The 23,353-nt window shown below is 52.5% G+C and carries 21 protein-coding genes; 8 read left to right on the plus strand and 13 right to left on the minus strand.

The window, feature by feature from the left end:
- The first annotated feature begins 97 nt into the window (after positions 1-97).
- Positions 98-532, plus strand: a complete 435-nt coding sequence (gene slyA / locus J1779_RS06990) for a transcriptional regulator SlyA (protein WP_056773626.1) — start codon at positions 98-100, stop codon at positions 530-532.
- Between the two features lie 127 nt (positions 533-659).
- Here slyA and J1779_RS06995 read toward each other — a convergent pair whose 3' ends face one another.
- Positions 660-1,130, minus strand: a complete 471-nt coding sequence (locus J1779_RS06995; RefSeq protein WP_056773629.1) for an outer membrane lipoprotein — start codon at positions 1,128-1,130, stop codon at positions 660-662.
- A 394-nt stretch (positions 1,131-1,524) separates the two neighbouring features.
- Between J1779_RS06995 and anmK the strand changes: the two genes are divergently transcribed.
- The 5 genes from anmK (at position 1,525) to pdxY (ending at position 6,195) form a co-directional block, all read left to right on the plus strand.
- Positions 1,525-2,643: an anhydro-N-acetylmuramic acid kinase gene (anmK, locus tag J1779_RS07000; protein ID WP_217203336.1), complete on the plus strand. Its 1,119-nt coding sequence runs from the start codon at positions 1,525-1,527 to the stop codon at positions 2,641-2,643.
- An 85-nt stretch (positions 2,644-2,728) separates the two neighbouring features.
- Positions 2,729-3,040, plus strand: coding sequence for an MliC family protein (locus tag J1779_RS07005; RefSeq protein ID WP_056773634.1), 312 nt, complete (start codon positions 2,729-2,731; stop codon positions 3,038-3,040).
- Positions 3,041-3,141: 101 nt separating this feature from the next.
- Complete coding sequence (pdxH, locus tag J1779_RS07010; protein WP_056773638.1) at positions 3,142-3,807, plus strand: pyridoxamine 5'-phosphate oxidase; 666 nt, start codon at positions 3,142-3,144, stop codon at positions 3,805-3,807.
- 149 nt (positions 3,808-3,956) lie between these two features.
- Positions 3,957-5,231 (plus strand): tyrosine--tRNA ligase, encoded by a 1,275-nt coding sequence (gene tyrS, locus J1779_RS07015; RefSeq protein WP_056773644.1) that lies wholly within the window; start codon positions 3,957-3,959, stop codon positions 5,229-5,231.
- A gap of 103 nt (positions 5,232-5,334) precedes the next feature.
- A complete protein-coding gene (gene pdxY / locus J1779_RS07020; RefSeq protein ID WP_056773648.1) occupies positions 5,335-6,195 on the plus strand; it encodes a pyridoxal kinase PdxY in 861 nt (286 codons plus the stop codon).
- Between the two features lie 103 nt (positions 6,196-6,298).
- Here pdxY and gstA read toward each other — a convergent pair whose 3' ends face one another.
- The 4 genes from gstA to J1779_RS07040 all read right to left on the minus strand — a co-directional run bounded on the left by gstA (position 6,299) and on the right by J1779_RS07040 (position 10,394).
- Positions 6,299-6,904 (minus strand): glutathione transferase GstA, encoded by a 606-nt coding sequence (gene gstA / locus J1779_RS07025; RefSeq protein ID WP_217203276.1) that lies wholly within the window; start codon positions 6,902-6,904, stop codon positions 6,299-6,301.
- A 187-nt stretch (positions 6,905-7,091) separates the two neighbouring features.
- A complete protein-coding gene (gene dapA / locus J1779_RS07030) occupies positions 7,092-7,958 on the minus strand; it encodes a 4-hydroxy-tetrahydrodipicolinate synthase (protein ID WP_217203277.1) in 867 nt (288 codons plus the stop codon).
- Positions 7,959-8,080: 122 nt separating this feature from the next.
- The gene (locus tag J1779_RS07035; protein ID WP_056773659.1) at positions 8,081-9,754 is read right to left on the minus strand and encodes a putative bifunctional diguanylate cyclase/phosphodiesterase; all 1,674 of its coding nucleotides are present in this window, start codon (positions 9,752-9,754) and stop codon (positions 8,081-8,083) included.
- A gap of 370 nt (positions 9,755-10,124) precedes the next feature.
- Positions 10,125-10,394: a hypothetical protein gene (locus tag J1779_RS07040; RefSeq protein WP_056773662.1), complete on the minus strand. Its 270-nt coding sequence runs from the start codon at positions 10,392-10,394 to the stop codon at positions 10,125-10,127.
- Between the two features lie 171 nt (positions 10,395-10,565).
- On the opposite strand from J1779_RS07040, the gene J1779_RS07045 reads away from it, so the two are divergent.
- Entirely contained in the window at positions 10,566-11,597 is a 1,032-nt protein-coding gene (locus tag J1779_RS07045) for an AraC family transcriptional regulator (protein ID WP_056773665.1), read from the plus strand.
- Positions 11,598-11,761: 164 nt separating this feature from the next.
- Complete coding sequence (locus J1779_RS07050) at positions 11,762-13,657, plus strand: diguanylate cyclase domain-containing protein (RefSeq protein ID WP_217203279.1); 1,896 nt, start codon at positions 11,762-11,764, stop codon at positions 13,655-13,657.
- A 13-nt stretch (positions 13,658-13,670) separates the two neighbouring features.
- Here J1779_RS07050 and J1779_RS07055 read toward each other — a convergent pair whose 3' ends face one another.
- The 8 genes from J1779_RS07055 to sapA form a co-directional block, all read right to left on the minus strand.
- Entirely contained in the window at positions 13,671-14,228 is a 558-nt protein-coding gene (locus J1779_RS07055; protein ID WP_056773675.1) for a serine acetyltransferase, read from the minus strand.
- Between the two features lie 131 nt (positions 14,229-14,359).
- Positions 14,360-15,871 (minus strand): dipeptide/tripeptide permease DtpA, encoded by a 1,512-nt coding sequence (dtpA, locus tag J1779_RS07060; RefSeq protein ID WP_056773678.1) that lies wholly within the window; start codon positions 15,869-15,871, stop codon positions 14,360-14,362.
- Between the two features lie 587 nt (positions 15,872-16,458).
- Positions 16,459-17,661, minus strand: coding sequence for a CMD domain-containing protein (locus J1779_RS07065; RefSeq protein WP_056773681.1), 1,203 nt, complete (start codon positions 17,659-17,661; stop codon positions 16,459-16,461).
- A gap of 221 nt (positions 17,662-17,882) precedes the next feature.
- The gene (gene sapF / locus J1779_RS07070; protein WP_056773684.1) at positions 17,883-18,698 is read right to left on the minus strand and encodes a putrescine export ABC transporter ATP-binding protein SapF; all 816 of its coding nucleotides are present in this window, start codon (positions 18,696-18,698) and stop codon (positions 17,883-17,885) included.
- Positions 18,698-19,690, minus strand: coding sequence for a putrescine export ABC transporter ATP-binding protein SapD (gene sapD, locus J1779_RS07075; RefSeq protein ID WP_056773685.1), 993 nt, complete (start codon positions 19,688-19,690; stop codon positions 18,698-18,700). The genes sapF and sapD overlap by 1 nt, the downstream gene beginning before the upstream one ends.
- Positions 19,690-20,580: a putrescine export ABC transporter permease SapC gene (sapC, locus tag J1779_RS07080; RefSeq protein ID WP_122095575.1), complete on the minus strand. Its 891-nt coding sequence runs from the start codon at positions 20,578-20,580 to the stop codon at positions 19,690-19,692. Before sapC ends, sapD begins: the two co-directional genes overlap by 1 nt.
- Complete coding sequence (gene sapB / locus J1779_RS07085; protein WP_056773694.1) at positions 20,567-21,532, minus strand: putrescine export ABC transporter permease SapB; 966 nt, start codon at positions 21,530-21,532, stop codon at positions 20,567-20,569. Before sapB ends, sapC begins: the two co-directional genes overlap by 14 nt.
- Positions 21,529-23,193, minus strand: coding sequence for an ABC transporter substrate-binding protein SapA (gene sapA, locus J1779_RS07090; protein ID WP_217203281.1), 1,665 nt, complete (start codon positions 23,191-23,193; stop codon positions 21,529-21,531). The genes sapB and sapA overlap by 4 nt, the downstream gene beginning before the upstream one ends.
- Positions 23,194-23,353: the final 160 nt, after the last annotated feature.

Raw genomic sequence — 23,353 nt, forward strand, 5'->3', positions numbered from 1 at the left:
CATTATATATAGAATTGTAATTTCTCGATTAAAGTTCCTAAAACTAAGCTAAACTCTGGGGAGTTATCTTAGCATGCTAATTATAAGGAGGGGATAATTGGAATCGAATCTGGGGTCAGATCTAGCACGATTAGTTCGTGCCTGGCGTGCGTTGATTGACGATCGGCTAAAGCCGTTAGAACTCACGCAAACGCATTGGGTAACATTGCACAATATCAATATGTTACCTCCGGAACAGTCACAAATTCAGCTGGCGAAAGCCATCGGTATCGAGCAGCCTTCTCTGGTCCGCACGCTGGATCAGCTCGAAGAAAAGAAGTTGATCACCCGGCAGACCTGCGCCAGCGATCGCCGCGCCAAACGCATCAAACTCACCGAAGAATCTGCGCCGATCATCCATGAAATGGAGACGGTGATTGACTCAACGCGCAAAGAAATTTTGTCCGGTATGTCTGCTGCTGAAATTGAACAACTGGGGGGGATGTTGTCTCGCCTGGAAAAAAATATTGCTGCATTGCAAAGCAAATCATAAATCACTTTTGTTCTGTTCACGTCACACAGCGTTGCTTTGACTCTTTCTTTAAGGGTTGCCCATAAAAAAACCGAAGCCTTTGGCTTCGGTTTTTTGGTTTCAGGCTGTCTTACAGACTGAGAAACTATCAGGCACCCGGAGAAACCGTGATAGTGCTGCCACTGCTGGCCATGCTGACACGTTGTCCGACGCTGAATTTAGTCGCACCGGCTTTCTGAACAACCTGAATCGTTGACCCGTCATCACGACGGATTTGCAGCTCTACACCGTTAGAACGGTTGAGGGTGCTTTGAACGCCCTGACCCGCCACGCCACCGGCCACTGCGCCCGCAGCGGTTGCCAGACTACGACCGGTACCACCACCGACGGTATTACCCAGGAAGCCCCCTAACACGGCACCGCCCAGCGCGCCGATAATGTTGGAATCATCGCCACCCTGAATCTGTACTGCACGGGTAGAAACGATGGTGCCGTAGGTAACCTGCTGGATTTGTTTGGCCTGCGAAGAGGAGTAAACGTCGCCAGACAGAGAATTATCGCTGACGCAGCCAGCAAGGGAAACGCCGGCAAGTGCGACGACCAGTAAACGCTTAATCATAAATAGCTCCTTTATATGCTGCTGCACATCTTTCAGGGTAGAGACAACAACAGAGAAAAACCGATACACAGTTCAACATCACTGTCGAGGCTGTCATATACCATATTCACTTAACTGTCTTCGAGTATACCGAAGTTCGCCTCAACTAATAATAAACGCAGGTTTAAGTTTAAGACAGCTTTGTGTTAAATCAAAAACACCGGCAGTTAACATAGTTAAATGTTGATTTTTACATTGTGGATATTTCTGAAAGAGGAAAACGTGGGATGAAAAACACGGAGTCATCACAAGGCGTAATAAAAATTCAGTAATTCATGGTGTTGTCATCGTAATTCTGCCTACTCTGTGTCAAACCCTGTCGGCACTTTTTAGTGAGGAGTGAAGGATGTTATCTATAAAGTCGGGTCGCTATATTGGCGTGATGTCCGGCACCAGTCTGGATGGCGTGGATGTGGTGCTGGCGGCCATTGATGAACGCATGGTGGCGCAGCAGGCAAGTTATTCGCATCCCATCCCCATCGCGCTGAAAAATGCCGTGCTGGGAATGTGTCAGGGACAGCAGGTGACACTGCAACAGGTCGGTGAGCTGGACACGCAACTGGGTATTCTCTTCGGGGAAGCGGTGTTGGGCTTACTGAAAAGCGCAGGAATTTCACCCGAGGAAGTCACGGCGATTGGTTGCCACGGCCAGACTGTCTGGCATCAGCCAAAAGGTGACACCACATTTTCCATGCAACTGGGTGATAACAACCGCATTGCGGCCATGACCGGTATCACGACCGTAGGGGATTTCCGCCGCCGAGATATGGCGTGGGGCGGGCAGGGCGCGCCGCTGGTGCCTGCGTTCCATCAGGCATTGCTGGCCGATACGGCCGAACGGAGAATGATCCTCAACATCGGCGGCATCGCCAACCTTTCAATGCTTCTGCCCGGACAACCGGTCCGTGGCTATGATACCGGCCCCGGCAACATGCTGATGGATGCCTGGATCTTGCGTCACAAGCATCAGCCTTACGACAAAAACGCGGAATGGGCGACTCAGGGGCGGGTGAATTTACGGTTGCTGCAGCAGATGCTTTCTGACGCCTATTTTGCCGAGCCAGCGCCGAAAAGCACCGGACGCGAATACTTCAACATGGCGTGGCTGGAGAAACAGCTGGCGCGCGGCCACGAAATCTCTCCGGTCGATGTGCAGGCCACGCTGACCGAACTGACGGCCGTCAGTATTGCCGAACAGGTTCAACTGACCGGCGGCTGCGATCGTCTGATGGTGTGTGGCGGTGGTGCCCGAAATCCGTTGCTGATGGCACGGCTCTCCGCCATGTTGCCAGGCACCGAAGTGTGTACCACGGATGCCTTTGGCATCAGCGGTGATGACATGGAAGCGCTGGCGTTTGCCTGGCTGGCGTTCCGCACGTTATCCGGCCAGTCGGGTAATCTGCCCTCCGTGACCGGCGCCAGCCGCGAAACCGTGCTCGGTGCCATATATCCGGTGGTTTCCCCCCGATCCTGATGCGTTCTCGGTTTTATCTCAATGTGCCGCGCCAGCGGGCGTGGTACATAACTGAGAGAGACTAAAAACAATCAGGGAGCACAAAATGAAAAAGGCGATTTTCGCTGCTTTAGCAGGATTAACGCTGGCCGGATGTAGCCAGTTTCAACATCAGGCTGAGAGCCCGACGCAGGAGTTACATTATCAGTGCGGCACTTTGCCGCTGACCGTCACGCTCGATAAACCGGCGCAGCAGGTGAGCATGGTGCTCGACGGTGAGCAACTGAAACTGAAACAGGTGGAATCCGCCTCCGGCACTAAATACAGCGACAGCCGTTACACCTTCTGGTCGAAAGGCAGTCAGGCCTTCGTACAGCGTGGTGATAACGTCATCATCGATGACTGCGTGCAGAAATAACCCCCTTAGCCTTTCCCAACCCGCCGCGTCAGGAACATTGAGATCCTGACGCGGCGGGTGCACAATGCCATTACCTTTTGTTGAGATGCAATTGAACCCATATGGCTGATAATAATGAATTTGATGTTGCTGACTCGCGCCGGGAATACACGCGCGGCGGGCTGCGTCGCGCCGATCTGACTGCTGAGCCGCTGCCTTTGTTTGAGCACTGGCTGAAACAAGCGTGTGACGCGAAACTGGCGGATCCGACAGCAATGGTCGTGGCGACGGTCGATGAACAGGGTCAGCCTTACCAGCGGATCGTGTTACTCAAGCATTACGATGAAAAAGGGCTGGTGTTCTACACCAATCTGGGCAGCCGCAAAGCACAACAGCTGGCGAACAACTCCCGCATCAGTCTGCTGTTCCCGTGGCATATGCTTGACCGTCAGGTGATTGTGCTCGGTCAGGCTGAGCGTCTATCCACGCTCGAGGTGATGAAGTATTTCACCAGCCGCCCGAAAGACAGCCAGATCGGCGCGTGGGTTTCACAGCAGTCCAGCCGGATTTCGGCGCGCGGCGTGCTGGAAAGTAAATTCCTCGAACTGAAACAGAAGTTCAGCAAAGGCGAAGTCCCGTTGCCGAGTTTCTGGGGTGGTTTTCGCGTGAAAGTGGATTCGATGGAGTTCTGGCAGGGCGGCGAACACCGTCTGCACGATCGGTTCATTTATCAGCGTGACACCGCCGAAAGCCAAACTGGCTGGAAAATAGACCGCCTCGCCCCTTAACCACGAAAAAACACGCGATTCCCTAGCGCTCGGGCGACGAGCGCTTTATTCTATGGCGTTCCCCTTAATGGTGAGAGAAAAGGCACATGCGCGGCATGATGCCGGACATGAATCTGCACAGGTTCAGTACTTAATAAATGGAGTCTTTGATGGCGAGCAGCAACCTGATTAAACAATTGCAAGAGCGGGGCCTCGTTGCCCAGGTGACGGATGAAGAAGCGTTAGCAGAGCGACTGGCGCAAGGGCCAATTGCACTGTATTGCGGTTTCGATCCTACCGCAGACAGCTTGCATTTGGGGCATCTGGTGCCATTGCTTTGCCTGAAGCGTTTCCAGCTTAACGGGCATAAGCCTGTTGCACTGGTGGGCGGCGCGACCGGCCTTATCGGCGACCCAAGCTTCAAAGCCACCGAACGTAAGCTGAATACCAACGAAACGGTAAACGAATGGGTTGAGAAAATCCGTCATCAGGTTTCTCCGTTCCTGGATTTCAACTGCGGTGAAAACAGCGCCATTACGGCAAACAACTACGACTGGTTTGGCGGCATGAATGTGCTGACTTTCCTGCGTGACATCGGTAAGCATTTCTCTGTTAACCAGATGATCAACAAAGAAGCGGTGAAACAGCGTCTGAACCGCGATGACAGCGGCATCTCCTTCACCGAATTCTCTTACAACCTGTTGCAGGGTTACGATTTCTCTTCACTGTACGACCTGCACAAGGTGGAACTGCAAATTGGCGGCTCCGATCAGTGGGGCAACATTACGTCAGGTATCGATCTGACGCGTCGTCTGCATCAGAAACAAGTGTTCGGCCTGACCGTTCCGTTAATCACCAAATCTGACGGCACCAAATTCGGTAAAACCGAGGGCGGCGCAGTCTGGCTGGATCCGAAGAAAACCAGCCCGTACAAATTCTACCAGTTCTGGATCAACACCGCCGATGCAGACGTTTATCGCTTCCTGAAGTTCTTCACCTTCATGAGCATTGAAGAGATCAATGCGCTGGAAGAAGAAGATAAAAACAGCGGCAAAGCACCGCGCGCGCAATATGTGCTGGCGGAAGAAGTCACCGGCATGGTGCATGGCGCCGAAGGTCTGGCTGCAGCCAAACGTATCACCCAGAGCCTGTTCTCAGGTTCGCTGAGCGAAATGACCGAAGTCGATTTCGGCCAGCTGGCGCAGGATGGCCTCGAGCTGTTTGAAGTGCCACGTGATACCGATCTGCAACAGGCGCTGGTGATTGCCGGTATGGCCCCGTCAAAAGGCCAGGCGCGTACCATGATTTCCTCAAACGCAGTTTCCATTAACGGCGAAAAACAGACTGACACTGAATACAACTTTACTGACAGTGATCGCCTGTTTGGTCGTTATACCTTGCTGCGTCGCGGTAAAAAGAACTACACCCTGCTGCTCTGGGCGTAAGCGTTACGACCGGCATCACGAGGGGCGTTACAGCCCCTCGTTTTTGTCCTGTGAACTCAGTAATCCCGCCATCTCCCGATGACGTTGCTATCGGAAATTCCTCATGAAAAGCATTCTTTCTATCCAGTCACACACCGTTTTTGGTCACGCCGGTAACAGCGCGGCAGAATTTCCTATGCGCCGCATGGGGGCGAATGTCTGGCCTCTTAATACCGTTCAGTTTTCTAACCATACGCAATACGGGCACTGGACCGGTTGTGTGATGCCTGCAACGCACCTGACAGACATCGCTCAGGGCATTGCGGAAATCGATCGTCTGAAAGATTGTGATGCGGTACTGAGCGGGTACATCGGTTCGCCTGAGCAGGGCCAGAGCATTCTGGAGATTGTCCGTCTGGTGAAAGCAGCGAATCCTGATGCCTGGTATTTCTGCGACCCGGTCATGGGGCATCCTGAAAAAGGCTGTATCGTGGCGCCGGGTGTGGCGGAGTTCCATTGTAATCAGGCGCTGGTTAACTGCGATATCATCGCGCCAAACCTGCTGGAGCTGGAATTACTCGGCGGCCATGCGGTGGCGAGTGTTGAAGAAGCCGTTGCGACAGCGCGTGAGCTTATCGCCAAAGGCCCTAAAATTGTGCTGGTGAAACACCTGAGCCGGGCGGGGTATCACAGCGACCGCTTTGAAATGTTGCTGGTTACCGCAAACGAAGCCTGGCATATCGACCGCCCGCTGGTCGATTTCGGTGTTCGTCAGCCGGTCGGCGTCGGTGACCTGACCAGCGGATTATTGCTGGTAAATCTGCTGAAGGGTGAAGCGCTGGATAAAGCGCTGGAGCACGTCACCGCAGCGGTTTACGAAGTGATGCTGGCGACCCACGCGATGGGCGAGTACGAACTGCAAATCGTGGCGGCGCAGGACAACATGGTCAAACCTGAACATCATTTCCCGGCCGTTAAGCTGTAATTATCTCTTTAGTTTGTGCCAGTAAAAACGCCCCGTGCTGATTCAGCCGGGGCGTTTTATTTTTGCCGTCTGTAACCGCGACAAAATTCACATCACAAAAAACTTATTTCAGACCTTCGGCGGTCAGCGCAGCATCAACGGCCGGTCGCGCTGCCACTCTGTCGAGATAGGCGTTCAGCTCGGTCAGTGCGCTCAGGTCGAATTTCAGTGCTTTTGCCCAGCCCATGACGGTAAACAGGTAGGCATCGGCCACGCTGAAACGTGCACCCAGCAGGAAATGATTGTTTTTCAGCGACTCATTCACGTAAGCAAATTTCTTACTCAGCGCGTCACGGGTGACTGCTTTGAAGTCTTCCGGCGTTTTCGGATTGAACAGCGGAGAGAAACCTTTGTGCAACTCGGTCGCAATGTAGTTCAGCCATTCCAGCGCATGATAACGGGCCAGCGTACCCTGTTCCGGCATCAGCTGGCGGTCTGGCTTCTGGTCAGCAAGATACTGCACGATCGCCACGCCTTCGGTCAGGATGGTGCCATCATTAAGCAACAGCGTTGGGATCTGTCCTTTCGGGTTCACCGCCAGAAAATCATCGCCGGTTTCCGTTTTCTTGGTTGCCAGATCGACCTTTTCGATACTGAAGTCCAGATCGGCTTCGCGAAGAATAATGTGCGGGGAAAGGGAACAGGCGCCGGACTTATAATACAGTTTCATAGTTACTCCATCTGATGAGGACTCAGGCCAACCCTGGCAATGCTGTGGTGCACGGGCAGCGACAGGGCATAGACACGCTGCTTCTATCCTAGAACCGGCGGGAGTAAAAGTCAGTGTTTAAATTGCGCCTGCCGTGCTTATGTCGCCTTTATGGTGAACATTGAAGCGGTTCGCCAGGAGTCAGCAATTAACGCGCGTGCTGATTCAGATAATCGCGGACGGCCTGTTCAACAGATTCGGGCGCAGGCAGCATGGGGGAACGTAATTCGTTCGCCATCAGCCCGTCCAGCGACAGAGCAAACTTTATCGCAGCCGGATTGGGTGCGGAGAACATCAGGCGAATCATGGGCAACAGGCCAAAGAAAGTTTTGCGCGCGGCGACGATATCCTGAGTTTTAAACTCCCGGATAAGCCGGACAAACTCTTCCGGGAAAATATGCGAAGAGGCTGCAATAGCCCCGGCGCCGCCGAGACTGAGCGTCGAGAAAATCTGCACATCTTCACCACACAACACATCCAGCTCACCGTCAGCAATCAGCGACAGCGTCAGATCAATGCTGCCGCCGCAATCTTTGATGGCCGTGATCTGCGGATGTTTCGCCAATTGACGCAGCGTGTCGATTTCCATCTGCACACCGGTGCGATAAGGAATGTTATAGATCATCACCGGCACCGTGGCCTGATCGGCGATTTCAGTAAACCACGCCACCAGCGCGGGCTGAGACGGGCGGATGTAATAAGGCGCAGGCACTAACAGCCCGGCGACCGGACGCTGTGAAATCGCATTCTGCATATCGCGGATCACCGGCATATGCGTGCCGGACAACCCCATAATCACCTGATGTCCGGGGACGATTTCCAGCACGGCATCTAACACCTGCAGCTGTTCTTCTTTGGTGAGCATCGGCGCTTCACCGGTTGTTCCACAGACGACAACGCCATCCACGCCCCGTTTGAGCAGCCGGGTGCACAATGATTTCAGTGCGGTAAAGTCGACCTCACCCTGATGGAAAGGTGTGACCAGTGGGACCCAGATACCTGAAAACGATGACATGATGTATTCCTTAAACGGCGTTATTTATCAGCCACGGATCATGTCAGTAAAACAGGGGCCAGTGCCAATTGAATGAATTAATAAGGTGTTTTGAGTTATCTATGGCGCTTATGAGAGCCGCCTCAGGAGCTGGCTAAAATATCCATTTCGGCGCCCAGGAGGTTACGTAACACCTCAACCGAAACAGGACGGGAGAATAAATACCCCTGGAGATGTGAACAACCTGCTGAAACTAAAAAGGATTTCTGCAACTGATTTTCAACGCCTTCGGCGATGACGTTGAGATGCATTTTATTACCCAGCTGGGAGACGGCGGTCACGATGGCGGCAGTATCGTTCACTTCTGTGACGTACTGCACAAACGAACGGTCAATTTTCACGCTGTCTACCGATATATCTTTCAGCAAACTCAGACTTGAATAACCTGTACCAAAATCATCCAGAGAAATTTTGACCCCAAGCTTACGCAGTTCCATCAGATGGCTGAGGCTGGTGGCATTCGCATTCATCACCGACGTTTCGGTCAGTTCGAGTTCAAGCCGCGATGGCGGAAAATCCTCTTCCTTCAGCAAGGCCAAAAGCCGCGCGCCGAAGTCGGGTTCACCGAGCTGTACAGCAGAGACGTTAATGGCCAGATTGAGCTTATCCAGTGGCTTGATGTCGCGACATGCCTGGCGAAGAACGATGTCACCGAGCTGAATCACCAGGCCTGTCTCTTCGGCCAGCGCGATAAATTGCACCGGGGAGACGGCCCCCAGCACGCCGTGATTCCATCTGGCCAGTGCTTCCACGCACACCACTTTCTCATCGAGGCTGCGCAAAATAGGCTGATAAACGCAGGACAGATCCCCTTCACGTGAGAGGGATTCTGCCAGCGCTTTCACCATAATGCGTTTGCTGACCGTGCTGGCATCAAGTAATTCGGAATAATAAGAAAAGACATTTTTACCCCGTTGTTTGGCTTCCAGCAGCGCGGTATTTCCACGGCGCATGATCTCACCGGCGGTAATATTCTCGGCGCCAAACATGACTATTCCAAACGACAGGGTGATCAAAGGATTGGCCCGCGTCAGAGCAAATGGCTGGCGCATCATGACCAATATTTCCAGCGCCAGATTTTGCGTCATTTCATTTGTCGGGCTGTCGCGCAGAATAATAGAAAATTCATCCCCCCCGATACGCGAAACAATGCCGGTTGTTCCGACTTCATTGCGCAAACGCTGACCGAATTCACATAAAATAGCGTCGCCTGCCTGATAACCGTAGGTATCGTTGATGTAATTAAAATCATTCAGGTTAAGCAGAAAAAGGGCGTAAGTTTCCGGACGATACATTCTCTGCGCGGCGATCTGACTGAGTTCTTCATTTAACGCCGTGCGGTTGGGCAGGCCGGTTAATACATCGTGACGGGCCAGATAGCGGATCTGCGCTTCGGAGTTTCGCAGCAAAGAAATATCCATGATCGACGTCAGAATATATTGCCGCTCTTCAAGCGTGACGCGGGATTTACGCACCAGAACATTTCGTCGCTTGCCCGCCGGGTCTATAAGCGTTTCTTCATGAACGGTTTTTTCACCTGTTGCCAGCACGTCGATATCACGTTCGCGCTGACGTGCAGCCTGCTCCGGGTCGGTAAAAAAGGACACGTCTTCACCGATCAACTCTTCCCTGGGGCGACCATAAAATTCGCTCGCTTTTTGATTAAGAAAGACCAGTTTGCGTGAATCATCTTTTAATACCGTGGCTTCGGGAAGGGCATCAAGAACCGCCTGGCATATCGCAATATCAGTAAGCATGAGTTAACTACCCCGAGCAGAAAATGTAAGTGATGTGGCCCCGTAGGTCAGGCAATAAGCTCATCAGGTTTTTGCAATTATTACTCACAATTGGATGAGAATATTATGGTTGTTTTTAAATTTTAAAATTCAATTGGTTATCATGTGCTAAGTAAAGTATTCGACATTTTATTCGGGTGAATAACGTTCAACTGCCGTCAGCGCGTTTTTTTCAGGACGAAAACGGGATTTCCCCTGCACGCAGTCGTGCGGAGCGCTGAATAAAATACAAATTAGGATTTTCTTTATCAGGAGAAGGCATATTCACCCGTAAGGCAGGAATGATGACGGTAAAGAAAGCAGACGACCGACGTTAAACTTGAGGTCTTAACTACAGATGTTTCTTCGTACCGAATTTTTTGTCCCACTCACGCCGGTATCCGCGAGACTGTTTACGGCCTTTTAACCACAGTACGGTACAAACGATGCATACCCCCGCCGAGAAGACAATATTACGCATATCCTGATCGTAAAAAATGACCAGCACGCAGTCGAGCGCTGCCACAATCGCAAACCATTTATGCATATGAGACTGACGCCGGGTTTCGGCATTCATGCGTTTTAACTGACGTCCTTCATCCAGGACTTTACGTTTTTCCATCGGCTGTTCCTGGTGAGTCGTTTGAGTTAAGGGAGGCGGGGAGTGACAAAGCGTCTGTTAAGAATAACAAATTGGCGATCTCTTTTCCTCCCCGTTATTTTTGTACAGAGATTGATCTCCCGGTATCGCGTAGAGTATCTTTTAGGAATTATCTTAATTCCCGGTGCGAAAATGAGCGATTCGTCTTCACGAAAGATTGTTGATGGTGCCAACATTTATCAGGATTTCGAAACCCGTTTTTATGAATGGGAAGACGGAATGTCGAGTGCGGGTTTCAAACTGGAACTGCCCGATAAGAACCGGGAAGAGTTTGACTGGGGCGTTACAGGGTATAACTTTGGCCGCGTGATTGGCGGCGTTCTGACGGTGAGTGAGCACGATATTAACCGCCAGTACGGAAACCTGTTCTCCATGCCCGATCATATCGTGATTTTTATTGTGATTATCGGCGGTATGGATTGCCTGTGCTTCGGTGAACGTTTTCAACTGGCACAGGGCGATATCCTGATTCAGGATATGTCGCAGCCGATACAAATCCACGTCTATCCGGGAGACGTCAAACCGCGTCTGGGCACTTATCAGTACATCATTATGCCCAAACACAGCCTGCATTTTAATGTCGATATTGCCTCGCTGCACGGTAAGAGGGTGCCGGCCTCATCTCCGGTGAACATTATTTTGCGCAACCATTTTGCCACCATGGTGCAGGTATTTGACCAGATGACCGAACAGGAAGTGCTGAGTACGGGTGAAGGTGCTGCCTCGGTGTTTCTGCAAACCTTGCATCTTATTGCCGGGAAAAAGGTGGAACATCCCTTCGAGCAAAGCGCACGCCTCGAGCGTATCTGTCTGCATATTGAAAAACACCTGAGCAAGCCGATCGGCATTGATGCCTTGTGCAAGCACTTTGCTATTTCCCGTTCGGGGCTATACCGGTTATTCGAACCCCTCGGCGGCATCGCTCAGTTTATTCGCAGCCGGCGGGTGTTGCTGGCGAAGCGTTTGTTACGCACCTCGTCGATGTCCGATCAGAGTCTGGCGGCCATTGCCCGCCAGTGCGGACTGGAGCTCAGCGTGCTTCGCCGTTACTTCAATGAGTTCTACGGCGCAACGCCGTCTGAGATGCGCGAACGATTCCGCCGCGATGCGGAGCAGTCTGGTCATCCGGGGGCGACGCACGTCAATTGGGTGAGTTCCCTTTAAAGAATTGATTTAACAACTAATGTTTAAAGGTTGTTAATAAATGAGATTTTTTATGTTCTGTCACTATTCTGATTTTGCCTGCACGTGGCGGAATCAGCGCCGAATTTTGAGGCAAACGCAGTAGACTTGTTGAGATGTCCAACGGTAATGACTGAGAGTCCATTATGTTAGTCCCTCAACAGGCAGTAGATGAACAGGCGCGTCTGACGATACTGGCGTCACTGGGCATACTGGATACGCCCAGGATCGAGGAGATAGATCGCATTACGCGTATGGCGGCCCGGCAGTTTCAGGCTAAGGCGGTCTTAGTCTCGCTGATTGATTCCGACCGGCAGTGGTTTCTCTCCCAAACTGGCCTCAATATCAATCAGTCTCCCCGCGACACCTCTTTTTGCGGTCACACCATTCTTGAAGCAGGGCCGTTAATTGTCAGAGATGCCCGGCTTGATCTGCGGTTTCACGACAATCCTCTGGTCTGCGGCGACCCGCACATTGTGTTTTATGCAGGATGCGCGCTGCATTCCAAAGAAGGTGTTGCACTCGGCGCATTCTGTCTGCTGGATGATCAGCCCCGCGAGTGGAGTGATGAAGATCAGCAAACTTTGCTGGATATGACCGCGCTGGTCCAAAGCTACATTCTGCATCTCGAAAACCGCCAGTACACCGCGACCGTAGAAGATAATCTGGCAAAAAGCGAAGCCCTGTTTGAGCAAACATTTGCCCATGCTGCCGTGGGATTCTCACTCGTCGCGCTCGACTGGCGCTGGCTGCGCATTAATCCGCAGGTCTGCAACATGCTCGGCTATGCGGAGTTTCAGCTGCGTGCCTGTCTGTTGCATGACGTAACGCACGCCGACGACGTCTACGCTGAAAACATCCTTATCCCGCGATTACTGTCGGGTGAAATCAACAGTTTCAGCGTCGAAAAACTCCTGCAACGTGCCAATGGCAGCACCCTTTGGGTCACCCTGACGGCGTCGCTGGTGCGCAATGCCGCGGGGGAAGCGCATCACTATATCGTGGTCATCAGCGACATAACCGAACGCAAACACATCGAACAGGCACTGTACTCCCTGCAGGGCGATCTTGAGCGCCGCGTTGCTGCGCGCACCGTCGAACTGCAGGTCGCAATGGATCAGCTGCATCAGGAGATTGCCCGGCGCCTGACGCGCGAAAGAGAACTGACCGAAAGTAAAAATCGTCTGCGGGCCATCACCGATAATATCCCCGCGCTTATCTGTCACGTGGACGCCAGCGAGCAATACACCTTTGTGAATCATTTTCATGCCAACTGGTATGGCGTGGAGGAGGAGAAGGTCAGAGGTCGGCAGGTGCGTGATGTGGTGGGCTACGCGAGTTATCAGATTATTCAGCCCTACATCAGGCAGGTTTTGCAGGGCATAACGGTCAGTTATGAGATCGAATTGCCGGATAATTCGGGGTTCGGCATGGGGGGCGTACTGCATACCACGCTTATTCCCTGCGACGATGTCCGTAACGGTTACTACGGCCTTTCCACCGACATTACCGAGATCAAAAAACTTCAGGCGCAGCTGGAGTTCGAAGCGAATCATGATTCACTGACCGGGCTGCCAAACCGCCGGGCGTTTCAGCAGTCCCTGATGTATGCCGCAAAACAACAAGAAAAAGCAGATAAAGACATCGCATTGCTCTTTTTGGATATTGATAATTTTAAAGCTTACAACGACACCTACGGGCACGAATTTGGCGATCTGGTGCTTAAGTTTTTCGCAGACACCCTGCGAACCCATTTGCGTTCGCAAGATATCGTCGCGCGACTGGCGGGTGATGAATTCACCGTCTTACTCAGCCACCTGGGCAACAGCGAAAATGATGTCAGCCGCATCTGTCTCGGGCTGATAAGCGCCCTCACAACCATCGAAAAAATCGCCGGTGTGCCGGTCGCATTGTCTGCCAGCATCGGTGTCTCCATCGGGCGTGCGCGTCAGCCTATGATGCCCGACACGCTGATGGCACGCGCAGATGCCGCCATGTATCGCGCCAAGCAGGGCGGGAAAGGGCGTTATTATCTGGGCTGACTGAAAGCGCGATTTACTCTGTTCTGACAATGATCTTATTGGTTTTTTCGGTATAGCAAACAACATCATCCGGAATGCTTTTATTGATAAAAGACATCGCACCAATCACAACATTATTACCAATCGTGATGTCGTTCCCAATAATGCAGCAGTTCGCGCCAATATCGACATTATCGCCAATGGTCAGGAGCACACCCTCCACATCATCTTTGATTCCAATCGTCGTATTTTGCCGGATGCGGACATTTTTCCCTATGTTGCAATAGGGATTAATCACGATACCTGTGAAATGGGGCAGCCTGATCCCTTCACCAATTTGCGTACCCAGCATAATTTCAATGTTGTATTTTTTGATGAGGGAGAAGTTGATCTTCCGCGCACGGCTTTTACAAAAATGGCTGTCGGTTGAGTACAAGTAACTCGCGATCCTCCACCAAAAAATGTATCGGTGCTTAGGCTGTTTAATGCATCGCAGGATGATGCGTCGCCATGAGAATGACTTTTTATTTTTGAGGATATCAGCAGCTAAACAGCGCGTGAGTTGTTCATATTTGGTGTAACGGTTGCTCATCAGAAAGGGCCATGTCCGCAGGAGTAAACTTACACAATCCTAACACAATGAAGACCTTTGCTAAATTAGCACCAAAAAAAACGCCTCCCGAAAGGAGGCGCTCTGTAACCATCATCAAATGCTTTCTGTGATTATTGCGCAGAAGCCAGATCAGGTTGTTTTTCGTCAGTGTCACGATCCAGCGTCATGCGGTGCAGCTTAGACGCGGTGATCAGCATCAGCACGGCAATGACGGCTGTCGCCATACCAATCTGCAGGAACACATGGCTGTAAATGGCCAGCGAAGCGTGCGCATCCTGAATGTCGGAAGGAACGGCCGTCAGGTTAGCCACGTAGCCTGCAATAATCGCAGCGGCTGCGGTCGTCAGGAACCATGCGCCCATGATGAAGCCCATCAGACGTTGTGGAACCAGCTGTGCCACCATGGCCAGACCGAGGCCAGAAATCATCAGCTCACCGATACTCTGCAATGCATAGCTCAGTACCAGCCAGTTAACAGACACAATACCGTTTTCATTAGCCAGGCTCGCACCCCACGGCAGCACCAGGAACGCACCGGAACACAGCACCATACCGATAGCAAACTTGTGCGGCATTGGCATACGGTCACCGACTTTGGTGTAAACCGCAGCCAGCAGCGGGCTGGCAACCATGATCCAGAACGGGTTCAGCGCCTGGAACTGCTCAGGCTGGAAGCTGATACCCAGCAGATCATGACCGACGTTATGAATTGCAAAGAAGTTCAGAGACGTTGGCATCTGGCTGTACAGCACGAAGAACACCACAGCTTCCATCATCAGCAGGAAAGCCACGATCATTTTACGGCGTGCAATGCCTTTCATCGCGAACGTTTCTTTCGCAAAAACAATGATGATGCCGACAGAAACCACACCCAGAACCATACGTGCGATGGTTTGGTTATGCAGCAACCAGCTTGAAATGAACACCAGCGCGACAACACCCACCAGCACCATCAGCAGTTTCTGGAACTGTAAAGGTTCGAAATCCGGTTTTGAACCCTGACGTTTTACCCATTTGCGGCAGAAAAGGAAGTTTACGATAGTGATAAGCATCCCGACCACGCTCAGAGAGAACGCCACGCTCCAACCGTATTTGGCTGCCAGCCAAGGCGTTGCCAGCATTGAGAAGAATGAACCAATGTTGACGGACATGTAATACATGGTGAATGCGCCATCAAGACGCGGGTCATCTTTTGCATAGCAGGTAGAAAGCAATGAGGATGGATTTGCTTTAAACAAGCCGCTGCCGACGGCGATGGTCGCCATACCCAGATAAACCCAGAAAACTTCGTGGCCGGAATAGGCAACGAATGAATAACCTAACGCCAGAACAATCGCGCCCAGCACGATCACGCGTTTTGAACCGAGCACTTTATCGCCCAACCAGCCGCCGATAGCCACGAAGCCGTAGACCAGCGCACTGAATGACGAGAACAGGGTAATGGAGTCGGCTTCACTCAGGCCAAGCATTTTGACCAGGTAAACCGCCATGATCCCTTGCAGGCCGTAGTAACCGAAACGTTCCCACAGTTCGATGGAGAAGATCAGATAAAACGCTTTAGGTTGTTTGAAGGCGTTCAGACTCACGCTTTCATTGTTTGGTGTTTTGTTTGCAGTTGACACTCGTACCTCTGTTTATTCCTTCCGGCCGTATGGCGGAAACGCATAAGTGGCGCGAAATAAGCACCCTTTGCATTGTTATAAGATGGGGATGACGGCAGGTAATGTTCACTATCTACGTAAATGAGGCAAGGAGTTTGACATATTCCGTTACATATAACTTATCCGACCTGATTAAACTGTGTTCGAAATGTTATGCAGAATTAACGTTTATGTTTTTGAAATAGGCAACGCGAATATGTTGTATGAATATTCATCTTCAAAGGCATATAAGTTTAATTTTTCCATCGATATCAATGATGGTTTAAATCACTCATTGATCGTGAATAAACAGTGAATAAACCCGGTTAATTTGCAGTTTGTGGCATTTTATCCATTCTTCGTGTGTTCAAAAATCAGCGTTTAAAACGACAACAGGTGTAATGTGATCTACTTCTCGTTTTAACACTAAATTTCCGATTGAAAATAAGATTAGTACGACTTAGGGAGGTTAAATGGCGAGGGTGTTTACATTTGATGTCTCAGGCAGGGGGAAATCCTGCCGGAGTTGACGAATAAAGCATCAGTAGGAAAGCGGGTGATTTAGCCGATCATTTGCTCAGCGTATCGCCAAGCGTCTGAATCAGTCGATTCGACCAGCTGAACAGCGCCGTGGTCAGCAATATATCCAGAGATTGTGTTGCGGTATAACCGGCGTCAGACAAACCGTGCAGCAGACGCGCATCGAAACGTTCCGGTGTACGGGTTAGCGCAATGACACTTTCCAGCAATGCCGCTTCTGCACTGCCGGCCTGTTGTTGCGACACCGCATCCACAATGTCATCACGGTGAGTCGCCTCAAACAACTGTTCGATTAATTCCGGCTTGCCTTCGGCTTCCAGATACAAACGCCCGTGTATGCCCGCGCAGTACAGGCACCCGTTCAGCTCTGACGTAGCCACAGCGGCCAGTTCGCGCCAGGCTGCTTTCGGACGTTCGCCCGCCTGCATGATGTTATTGAACACCGCCGAGAATTCGCTCAGTGCATCGGCATTGTGAACCAGCAGCGTGTAAAACGAAGAGGAGCGCGCATCGGGTGCAATCAGATCCAGCACATCCTGCTGATGCTGGCTGGCGCTTTCAGGCGCGACTTCCGGCAGCCGTGATGTCCATTGCAACATCGCCAGTGAAAAGCCCTTTTGCTCACAACCTTCAGGGGAAGGGAAACCCGGCAAAACGGCGGCTGCGCGGCCGCGTAACCCGTTTAAAATAGCCAGCACTCTCGCCTGATAACTTACAAAACCGATCAGTTGCGTAAAGGTGACAATATCCTGCGTGCTCAGGCCAATATCATTGAGCTGTTTCAGCATTGGCGCGGTGATTAACGTCGGCTGGGTGGCAAGTAATCGCGCGAACTGGGTGATGTGAGTCTGGCGGATGTTACTTTCACGAGAGGCGTCCGGGCTGGAGAGCGGGGCGAGGCGGGCGGCGTAATGGCTACAAAGTGGCTGTACGCCGCTGACCTGTGCCACGGTGAGCGCACTGCTCAGGCGGTCATATAATGAAAGCGTTTCAGTGCGCGACACGCGCAGGCTGTGCGGAAAAAGCACATCGTAACACGCTCGTGAGGCGTTCAGCAGCCCCTGACGTTCGTTGATCAAGGCGCGCAGCGTAGGGTCCAGTTGTGCATCCAGCCCAAGCAAGAAGCGATCCTGAGCCAACGCAGCATGCGGATCGAGCGGCAGATAACCCTGCTGGCTGCATTGTGTCTCGTGATACCAGCCGCTGTGCGCGGCCTTGCGTTGTTGTTCCATGATCGGGTCCTTTGCATCAGGCAAATTAACAGACCCTATCGTTGCCTATCCTGGTGTCGAGATAAAATAATGTTAAGCGATAAATCATAGCGAAAAGGAATAGATAAACGCAGAAATGCCAGCTAAATCTATTTATGACGAATATTTGTACCGCAATGGCTAAAAAAAACGGCATCAGATACCTGACACCGTTTTTTCACAAACACGCCTGATGAGATTTATCAGCGTCCGTTTCCGTCACGCCGCCAGGCGTCGGCGGTCAGCGCTTCACCAAAGTGGCTGGAAATCAGTCGCTTTGTGAGATCGTGCAGCGGTGCTGCCAGCACTTCCGCGGTATTACCACGCTCAACCACTTCCCCTTCATGCATCACCAACACCTGATCGCTGATGTGTTTCATCATGCCGAGATGCTGTGTCACGTAGATATACGAGATCCCCTGTTTTTCCTGTAATTCGAGCATCATGTTGATGACTTGCGATCGCATCGACATATCCAGCGATGCCAGGGCTTCATCGGCCACAATGACTTTAGGTTGCAGGATCAACGCGCGGGCGAGGGCGACGCTCTGCTTTTGCCCGGAGGCCAGCATATGCGGATAATAGTTAGCATGGTCTGGCAACATCCCCACCAGACGTAACGTCTGGTTAATGCGCTGCTCCCGTTGCTGGGCATCCATTTCGCTGTTCAGGCGCAGCGGGGCTTCAAGTAACTGGCCGATACGCTGACGCGGATTGAGTGACGTGCTCGGATCCTGAAAAATCATGCGGATTTGCTGGCTGCGAAAACGGTAGTCACGAAATGCCAGAGGATGATCGTCAATCAGAATCTCACCGCCGCTCGGTTCCACCATGCCGGAAAGCATTTTCGCCAGCGTCGATTTACCCGAGCCGTTTTCACCGATAATCGCCAGCGTCTGTTTTTCCCGCAGCGTAAAGCTGACAGGTTTTACCGCCTCAAGATTCATTTTTCTGAACAGCCCGGTGCGATAGCGGAACGTTTTGCTCAGGTTACGCACTTCGAGGAAAGTTTCGGCCATTATTGCTCCTCCATGTTCAGCGGGAAGTGGCACGCATAAGCATGGGTTTTCGCCAGGCGCAGACGGGGAGTTTCAATGCATTTTTTCTGTGCATAAGGGCAGCGCGGCCCCAGACGGCATCCGATGGGCAGATGCTCAAGCGAAGGGATCGCGCCGGGCAGGGTATTCAGACGACTTTTGTGGGGCAGCGAGCGGCCAAAGTCAGGCATCGCGCGGATCAGCGCCTGCGTATAAGGGTGGTGTGGCGTGGCCAGCAGATCTTCGCAGGTGGCGCTTTCGACGGTCTGCCCGCAGTAAAGCACGTTAATGCGGTTTGCCCATTTGCTCATCATTTGCAGGTCATGGCTTATCAGCAAAATGGTGGTGTTATTGTTCTGATTCAGCCGCGCCAGCAGACGGAAAATCTGTGCCTGCGTGGTCGGCTCCATGGCATTGGTCGGCTCATCGGCAATCAGCAAACGTGGCTGATTCGCCAGCGCAATGGCAATCATCACTTTCTGGCATTCACCTTCAGTCAGCTCATAAGGATAACTGGCCATGATGTCTTTATGATCTTTGATGCCGACGCGATGCAGCAGCTCGATGGCCCGGTATTTACGCCAGCGAAAACGCTGATACCAGCGGCCTTTATAGGTCCAGCCGGGGATCGCCTGAATCAGCTGGCGTCCGATATTCTCGGAAGGGTCCAGACAGGACTGCGGCTCCTGAAAAATCATCGAGACGTTTTGCCCCACCAGCTTGCGGCGTTCGCGCGGTGTCAGTTGCAACAGATCGATATCGTCAAAGCGCATCCGGTCAGCCGTTACGCGCCAGTTATCTTTGGTCACGCCACAGATGGCTTTGGCGATCAGGCTTTTACCGGAACCCGATTCTCCCACCAGGCCGCGGATTTCCCCGGCGCTGAGCGTCATGCTGACGCGGTCGACGGCTTTAACCGGCCCTTCTGAGGTCATAAATTCGATGGTCAGATTGCGGATATCAAGTAATGGCATTATTCCACTCCCGCATTGATCGCCCGACGCACACCGTCACCCAGCAGGTTAATCAGCAATACGCTGATAAGAATAGCGGCCCCCGGCAGCATCACTGTCCACGGCGCGACGTACACCAGTTCGAGCGAATCACCGAGCATAGCGCCCCATTCCGGCGAAGGCAGCTGCGCGCCCAAATCGAGAAAACCGAGCGCGGCGATATCCAGAATTGCCATCGACAGCGCGCGGGTAAACTCGGTCGCCAGTACGGCCACAATGTTGGGAAGCACCGCGTAACGCAGAATTTGCCAGGTCGACGCACCGTCGAGGCGCACGGCGACAACGTACTCTTTCTCCAGCTCATCATGCACCGCGCTGTAAATGGTGCGGGAAATACGCGGCAACAACGCCAGCCAGACGGCCAGCATTGCGTGCTCAAGTTTAGGGCCGATAAAAGCCACCACTACAATCGCCAGCAATAAAGAAGGAATGGATAAAAGCGTGTCGAGAATATGGTTAAGAATGGCGGATTTCAGCCCGCGGGAGATCCCCGCCAGAACGCCGATAATCACGCCGCACAGAGAGGCCGCCAGCGTAATCACCAGCGCACCGCCGATGGTCGGTGCCGCCCCGGTGAGGATGCGGCTCAATAAATCACGCCCCAGATCATCAGTGCCGAGGAAGAAAGAGACATTGCCGTAGCGTGACCAGGATGGCGGCAGTAGCTGATACCCTAAAAATTGCTGATCCAGCGCGTAAGGAGCCAGAAAGTGCCCGAAAACACACAGGAACAGCAACCCGATAACGCCATAGAAACCAATCATCGACAATGTGTCGCGATAGAAAATCCCCCACGTGTGACGCAGCGGGCTGGGTACCTGTTTTTCGCGGTATACGTTATCGAAGGGCATACCATTCCTTATGTTTCAATGGATTCATCAGCGCACCCAGAATGTCTGAGAACACGTTAACCACAATGACCAGCGATCCGACCACCATCACGCCGGCGGAGATCGCCGCGTAATCCTGCTGGCGGATGGCATTAATCAGCCAGCGCCCGATGCCCGGCCAGTTAAAGACCACTTCAGTGATCATCGCCAGCGTCAGCATGGTGGAGAATTGTAAACCGAGTTTGGGAATGATCGGCGGCAATGCATTGTGCAGCACATGGCGGCGGATAATCGTGAAGCGTGATAATCCCCGCGTCGCGGCGGCTTTCACATAGTTTTTTGTCAGGATCTCGTCGGTTGAAATCCGCATCAGACGGACCACTTCAGTGGTGGGTGCCACCGCCAGCGCGGCGATCGGTAAAACCATATGGCGAATGGCACTGACAATCATTTCATGACGATACGGAGAATCAGACAGCCAGGCGTCGATCAGCGTCAGGCCGGTGACGGTTTTCAACTCATACAACAGATCCAGCCGTCCGGACACCGGCAGCCAGCCAAGCTGTAGCGAGAAGAACAGCATCAGCAACACGGCCAGCCAGAATACGGGGATCGAGAAGCCGAGCAGGGCGAGACTGCTGATCGCGATGTCCGGCCATTTTCCGCGCATTACGCCTGCGAGAATGCCGAACGGAATGCCGACCAGCAGTGCCAGGGCAAAGGCCAGCACACATAGTTCCATGGTCGCCGGGAACACCGCCCTGAGCTGGTAGCGGATGCTTTCACCGTTAATGCTGGAAACGCCAAAGTCCAGCTGGCATAAGCTGGTGAAGTAAAAATGGTAGGCATCCCATAACGACGCTCCGCGCAGCGGTGCATTTGGGGTGAAATAGCTCAGGCTGAAGGCCACCAGGCTGAGAAAAAACAGCGTAACCAGCAGCAAAAGAACGCGACGTAACGTGAAGATGATCATGGTGCTTTCCTTCCTTCGTCATCGCGAAAGACACCGGCAAACGACGAGTTGCCGAACGGGCTCAAAACCAGCCCTTTGATGTCATAACGGTAAGCCTGAAGGCGCAGGGAAGAGGCCAGCGGCAGCACCGGCAGTTGCTGCTCAAGAATTTTTTGCGCCTGCTGATAAAACTCAATGCGTTGCGAAAGCTGCTGGGAAAGCAGGCCCTGACGCAGCAGTTCATCAAACGCCGGGTCACACCAGTGAGCATAGTTGGTCTGTGAAGGGATCGCCGCACAGCTGAGCATCGGCCTGAAGAAACTGTCCGGGTCATTACTGTCGGTGGACCAGCCGGTCAGGGTCAGATCGTGATTCATCTCCATCAGCTTGGCTTCCTGAAAACGTCCCTCGACCGGCACGATGATCACTCTAATCCCCACCTGCGCAAGGTCTGCCTGTAACAGTTCGGCGGTTTTAAGCGGGCTCGGGTTAAACGACTGCGAGGCGGTCGGCACCCATAAATGCAGGGTCAGCTTTTCCTGCCCTAAATCTTTGAGGATTTTCTGCGCTTTCTTCGGATTATATTCCGTCACCTGCGCGTTGCTGTCATACGCCCACGACGCGCGCGGCAGAATAGAGGCAGCGGTTTCGGCTGTGCCGTAATAGATCGACTGCATCAGGCGTTGATTGTTAATAGATAACGCAACCGCCTGGCGGATCCGCGGATCGTTGAGCGGTGCTTTATTCGTATTGAAGGCCAGATACGCCACGTTCATACCGGGGCGCAGCGAAAGGCGCAAACGCGGATCTTCACGCAGAATCGACAACTGGCTGGCGGCAGGATAGGCCAGCACGTCGCATTCACCGGTCAGGAGTTTAGATAAACGCCCGGTGCCGCCAACGCCCATATCGATCACCACCTGCGCCATGCGCGGTTTACCTTTCCAGTATTGCCCGTTACGCATCAGACGCACGTACTGTCCGGTACGGTATTCACCGAGCTGGAACGGACCGGTGCCCACCGGCTGGCGGTCGATCTCTTCTTCATTGCCTGCTTTTTGCAGACTGGCGGCATATTCCGCAGACAGCACCGGTGCGTAGTGCGTCGCCAGATGCCAGAGGAAAGAGGCGTCCGGATTGTTCAGGCGAAACTCAACCGTTGCGTCGTCAATTTTTTTGATGCTTTTGATGGTTTTGGCGAATTGCAGGCTGTCGAAGTAGGGATAATCTTCACCGTTGACGCCGTGATAGTGATTGTTCGGATCAATGATGCGCTGGAAGCTGAAGACCACGTCATCGGCATTCATTTTGCGGGAAGGCGCGAACCAGCCTGTCTGCTGGAAAGGCACGTCTTTACGCAGATGGAAGCGGTACGTCGCGCCGCCGTCAAGAACTTCCCAGCTCTGCGCCAGCTCAGGGATAAGACGATAGGTGTAGGGGTCAACATCCAGCAGGCGGTCATACAATTGTGCTGCGAGCGTATCAATGATCAGCCCGCTGCTGGCTTTCTGCGGGTTGAACGTATTGATCATGCCGTTGACACAATAGACAAAGCCACTCTGGCGAATATCTTTCACCGGCGCAGTGATGACCGGCGCGCTGGCGGGTGTTGGGGCAGTCTCAGCAAACACTGCTGTGGACAAACCGCTCAGTAAAAGCATCCACAAGGTTAGACGACGCATAAAGGCTTCAAAGTTAAGGTGCAATGCCTTAAGTGTACCGTACTCTGCGAGGTACCCCAATCCATTGCGCGAAACACCGCGTATTCCTGCGGCACATCGCGCAAATTTTATGCGGATAAAAATAAAACCCTTGAAGTTGGACTGATATTGTTATGTTATA

Origin of the sequence: Rahnella rivi, from assembly GCF_019049655.1 — a bacterium.
In the GTDB taxonomy this organism is placed as follows: Bacteria; Pseudomonadota; Gammaproteobacteria; order Enterobacterales; family Enterobacteriaceae; genus Rahnella; species Rahnella rivi.

Coding starts and splice junctions, on each gene's coding strand:
- J1779_RS06995 (WP_056773629.1), bottom strand. CDS start 1,130: ATGATTAAGCGTTTACTGGTCGTCGCACTTGCCGGCGTTTCCCTTGCT.
- J1779_RS07035 (WP_056773659.1), bottom strand. CDS start 9,754: ATGCTTACTGATATTGCGATATGCCAGGCGGTTCTTGATGCCCTTCCC.
- sapB (WP_056773694.1), bottom strand. CDS start 21,532: ATGATCATCTTCACGTTACGTCGCGTTCTTTTGCTGCTGGTTACGCTG.
- J1779_RS07040 (WP_056773662.1), bottom strand. CDS start 10,394: ATGGAAAAACGTAAAGTCCTGGATGAAGGACGTCAGTTAAAACGCATG.
- sapD (WP_056773685.1), bottom strand. CDS start 19,690: ATGCCATTACTTGATATCCGCAATCTGACCATCGAATTTATGACCTCA.
- tyrS (WP_056773644.1), top strand. CDS start 3,957: ATGGCGAGCAGCAACCTGATTAAACAATTGCAAGAGCGGGGCCTCGTT.
- J1779_RS07005 (WP_056773634.1), top strand. CDS start 2,729: ATGAAAAAGGCGATTTTCGCTGCTTTAGCAGGATTAACGCTGGCCGGA.
- J1779_RS07055 (WP_056773675.1), bottom strand. CDS start 14,228: ATGAGCAACCGTTACACCAAATATGAACAACTCACGCGCTGTTTAGCT.
- J1779_RS07045 (WP_056773665.1), top strand. CDS start 10,566: ATGAGCGATTCGTCTTCACGAAAGATTGTTGATGGTGCCAACATTTAT.
- sapC (WP_122095575.1), bottom strand. CDS start 20,580: ATGCCCTTCGATAACGTATACCGCGAAAAACAGGTACCCAGCCCGCTG.
- pdxH (WP_056773638.1), top strand. CDS start 3,142: ATGGCTGATAATAATGAATTTGATGTTGCTGACTCGCGCCGGGAATAC.
- J1779_RS07065 (WP_056773681.1), bottom strand. CDS start 17,661: ATGGAACAACAACGCAAGGCCGCGCACAGCGGCTGGTATCACGAGACA.
- dapA (WP_217203277.1), bottom strand. CDS start 7,958: ATGTCATCGTTTTCAGGTATCTGGGTCCCACTGGTCACACCTTTCCAT.
- pdxY (WP_056773648.1), top strand. CDS start 5,335: ATGAAAAGCATTCTTTCTATCCAGTCACACACCGTTTTTGGTCACGCC.
- J1779_RS07050 (WP_217203279.1), top strand. CDS start 11,762: ATGTTAGTCCCTCAACAGGCAGTAGATGAACAGGCGCGTCTGACGATA.
- sapA (WP_217203281.1), bottom strand. CDS start 23,193: ATGCGTCGTCTAACCTTGTGGATGCTTTTACTGAGCGGTTTGTCCACA.
- gstA (WP_217203276.1), bottom strand. CDS start 6,904: ATGAAACTGTATTATAAGTCCGGCGCCTGTTCCCTTTCCCCGCACATT.
- sapF (WP_056773684.1), bottom strand. CDS start 18,698: ATGGCCGAAACTTTCCTCGAAGTGCGTAACCTGAGCAAAACGTTCCGC.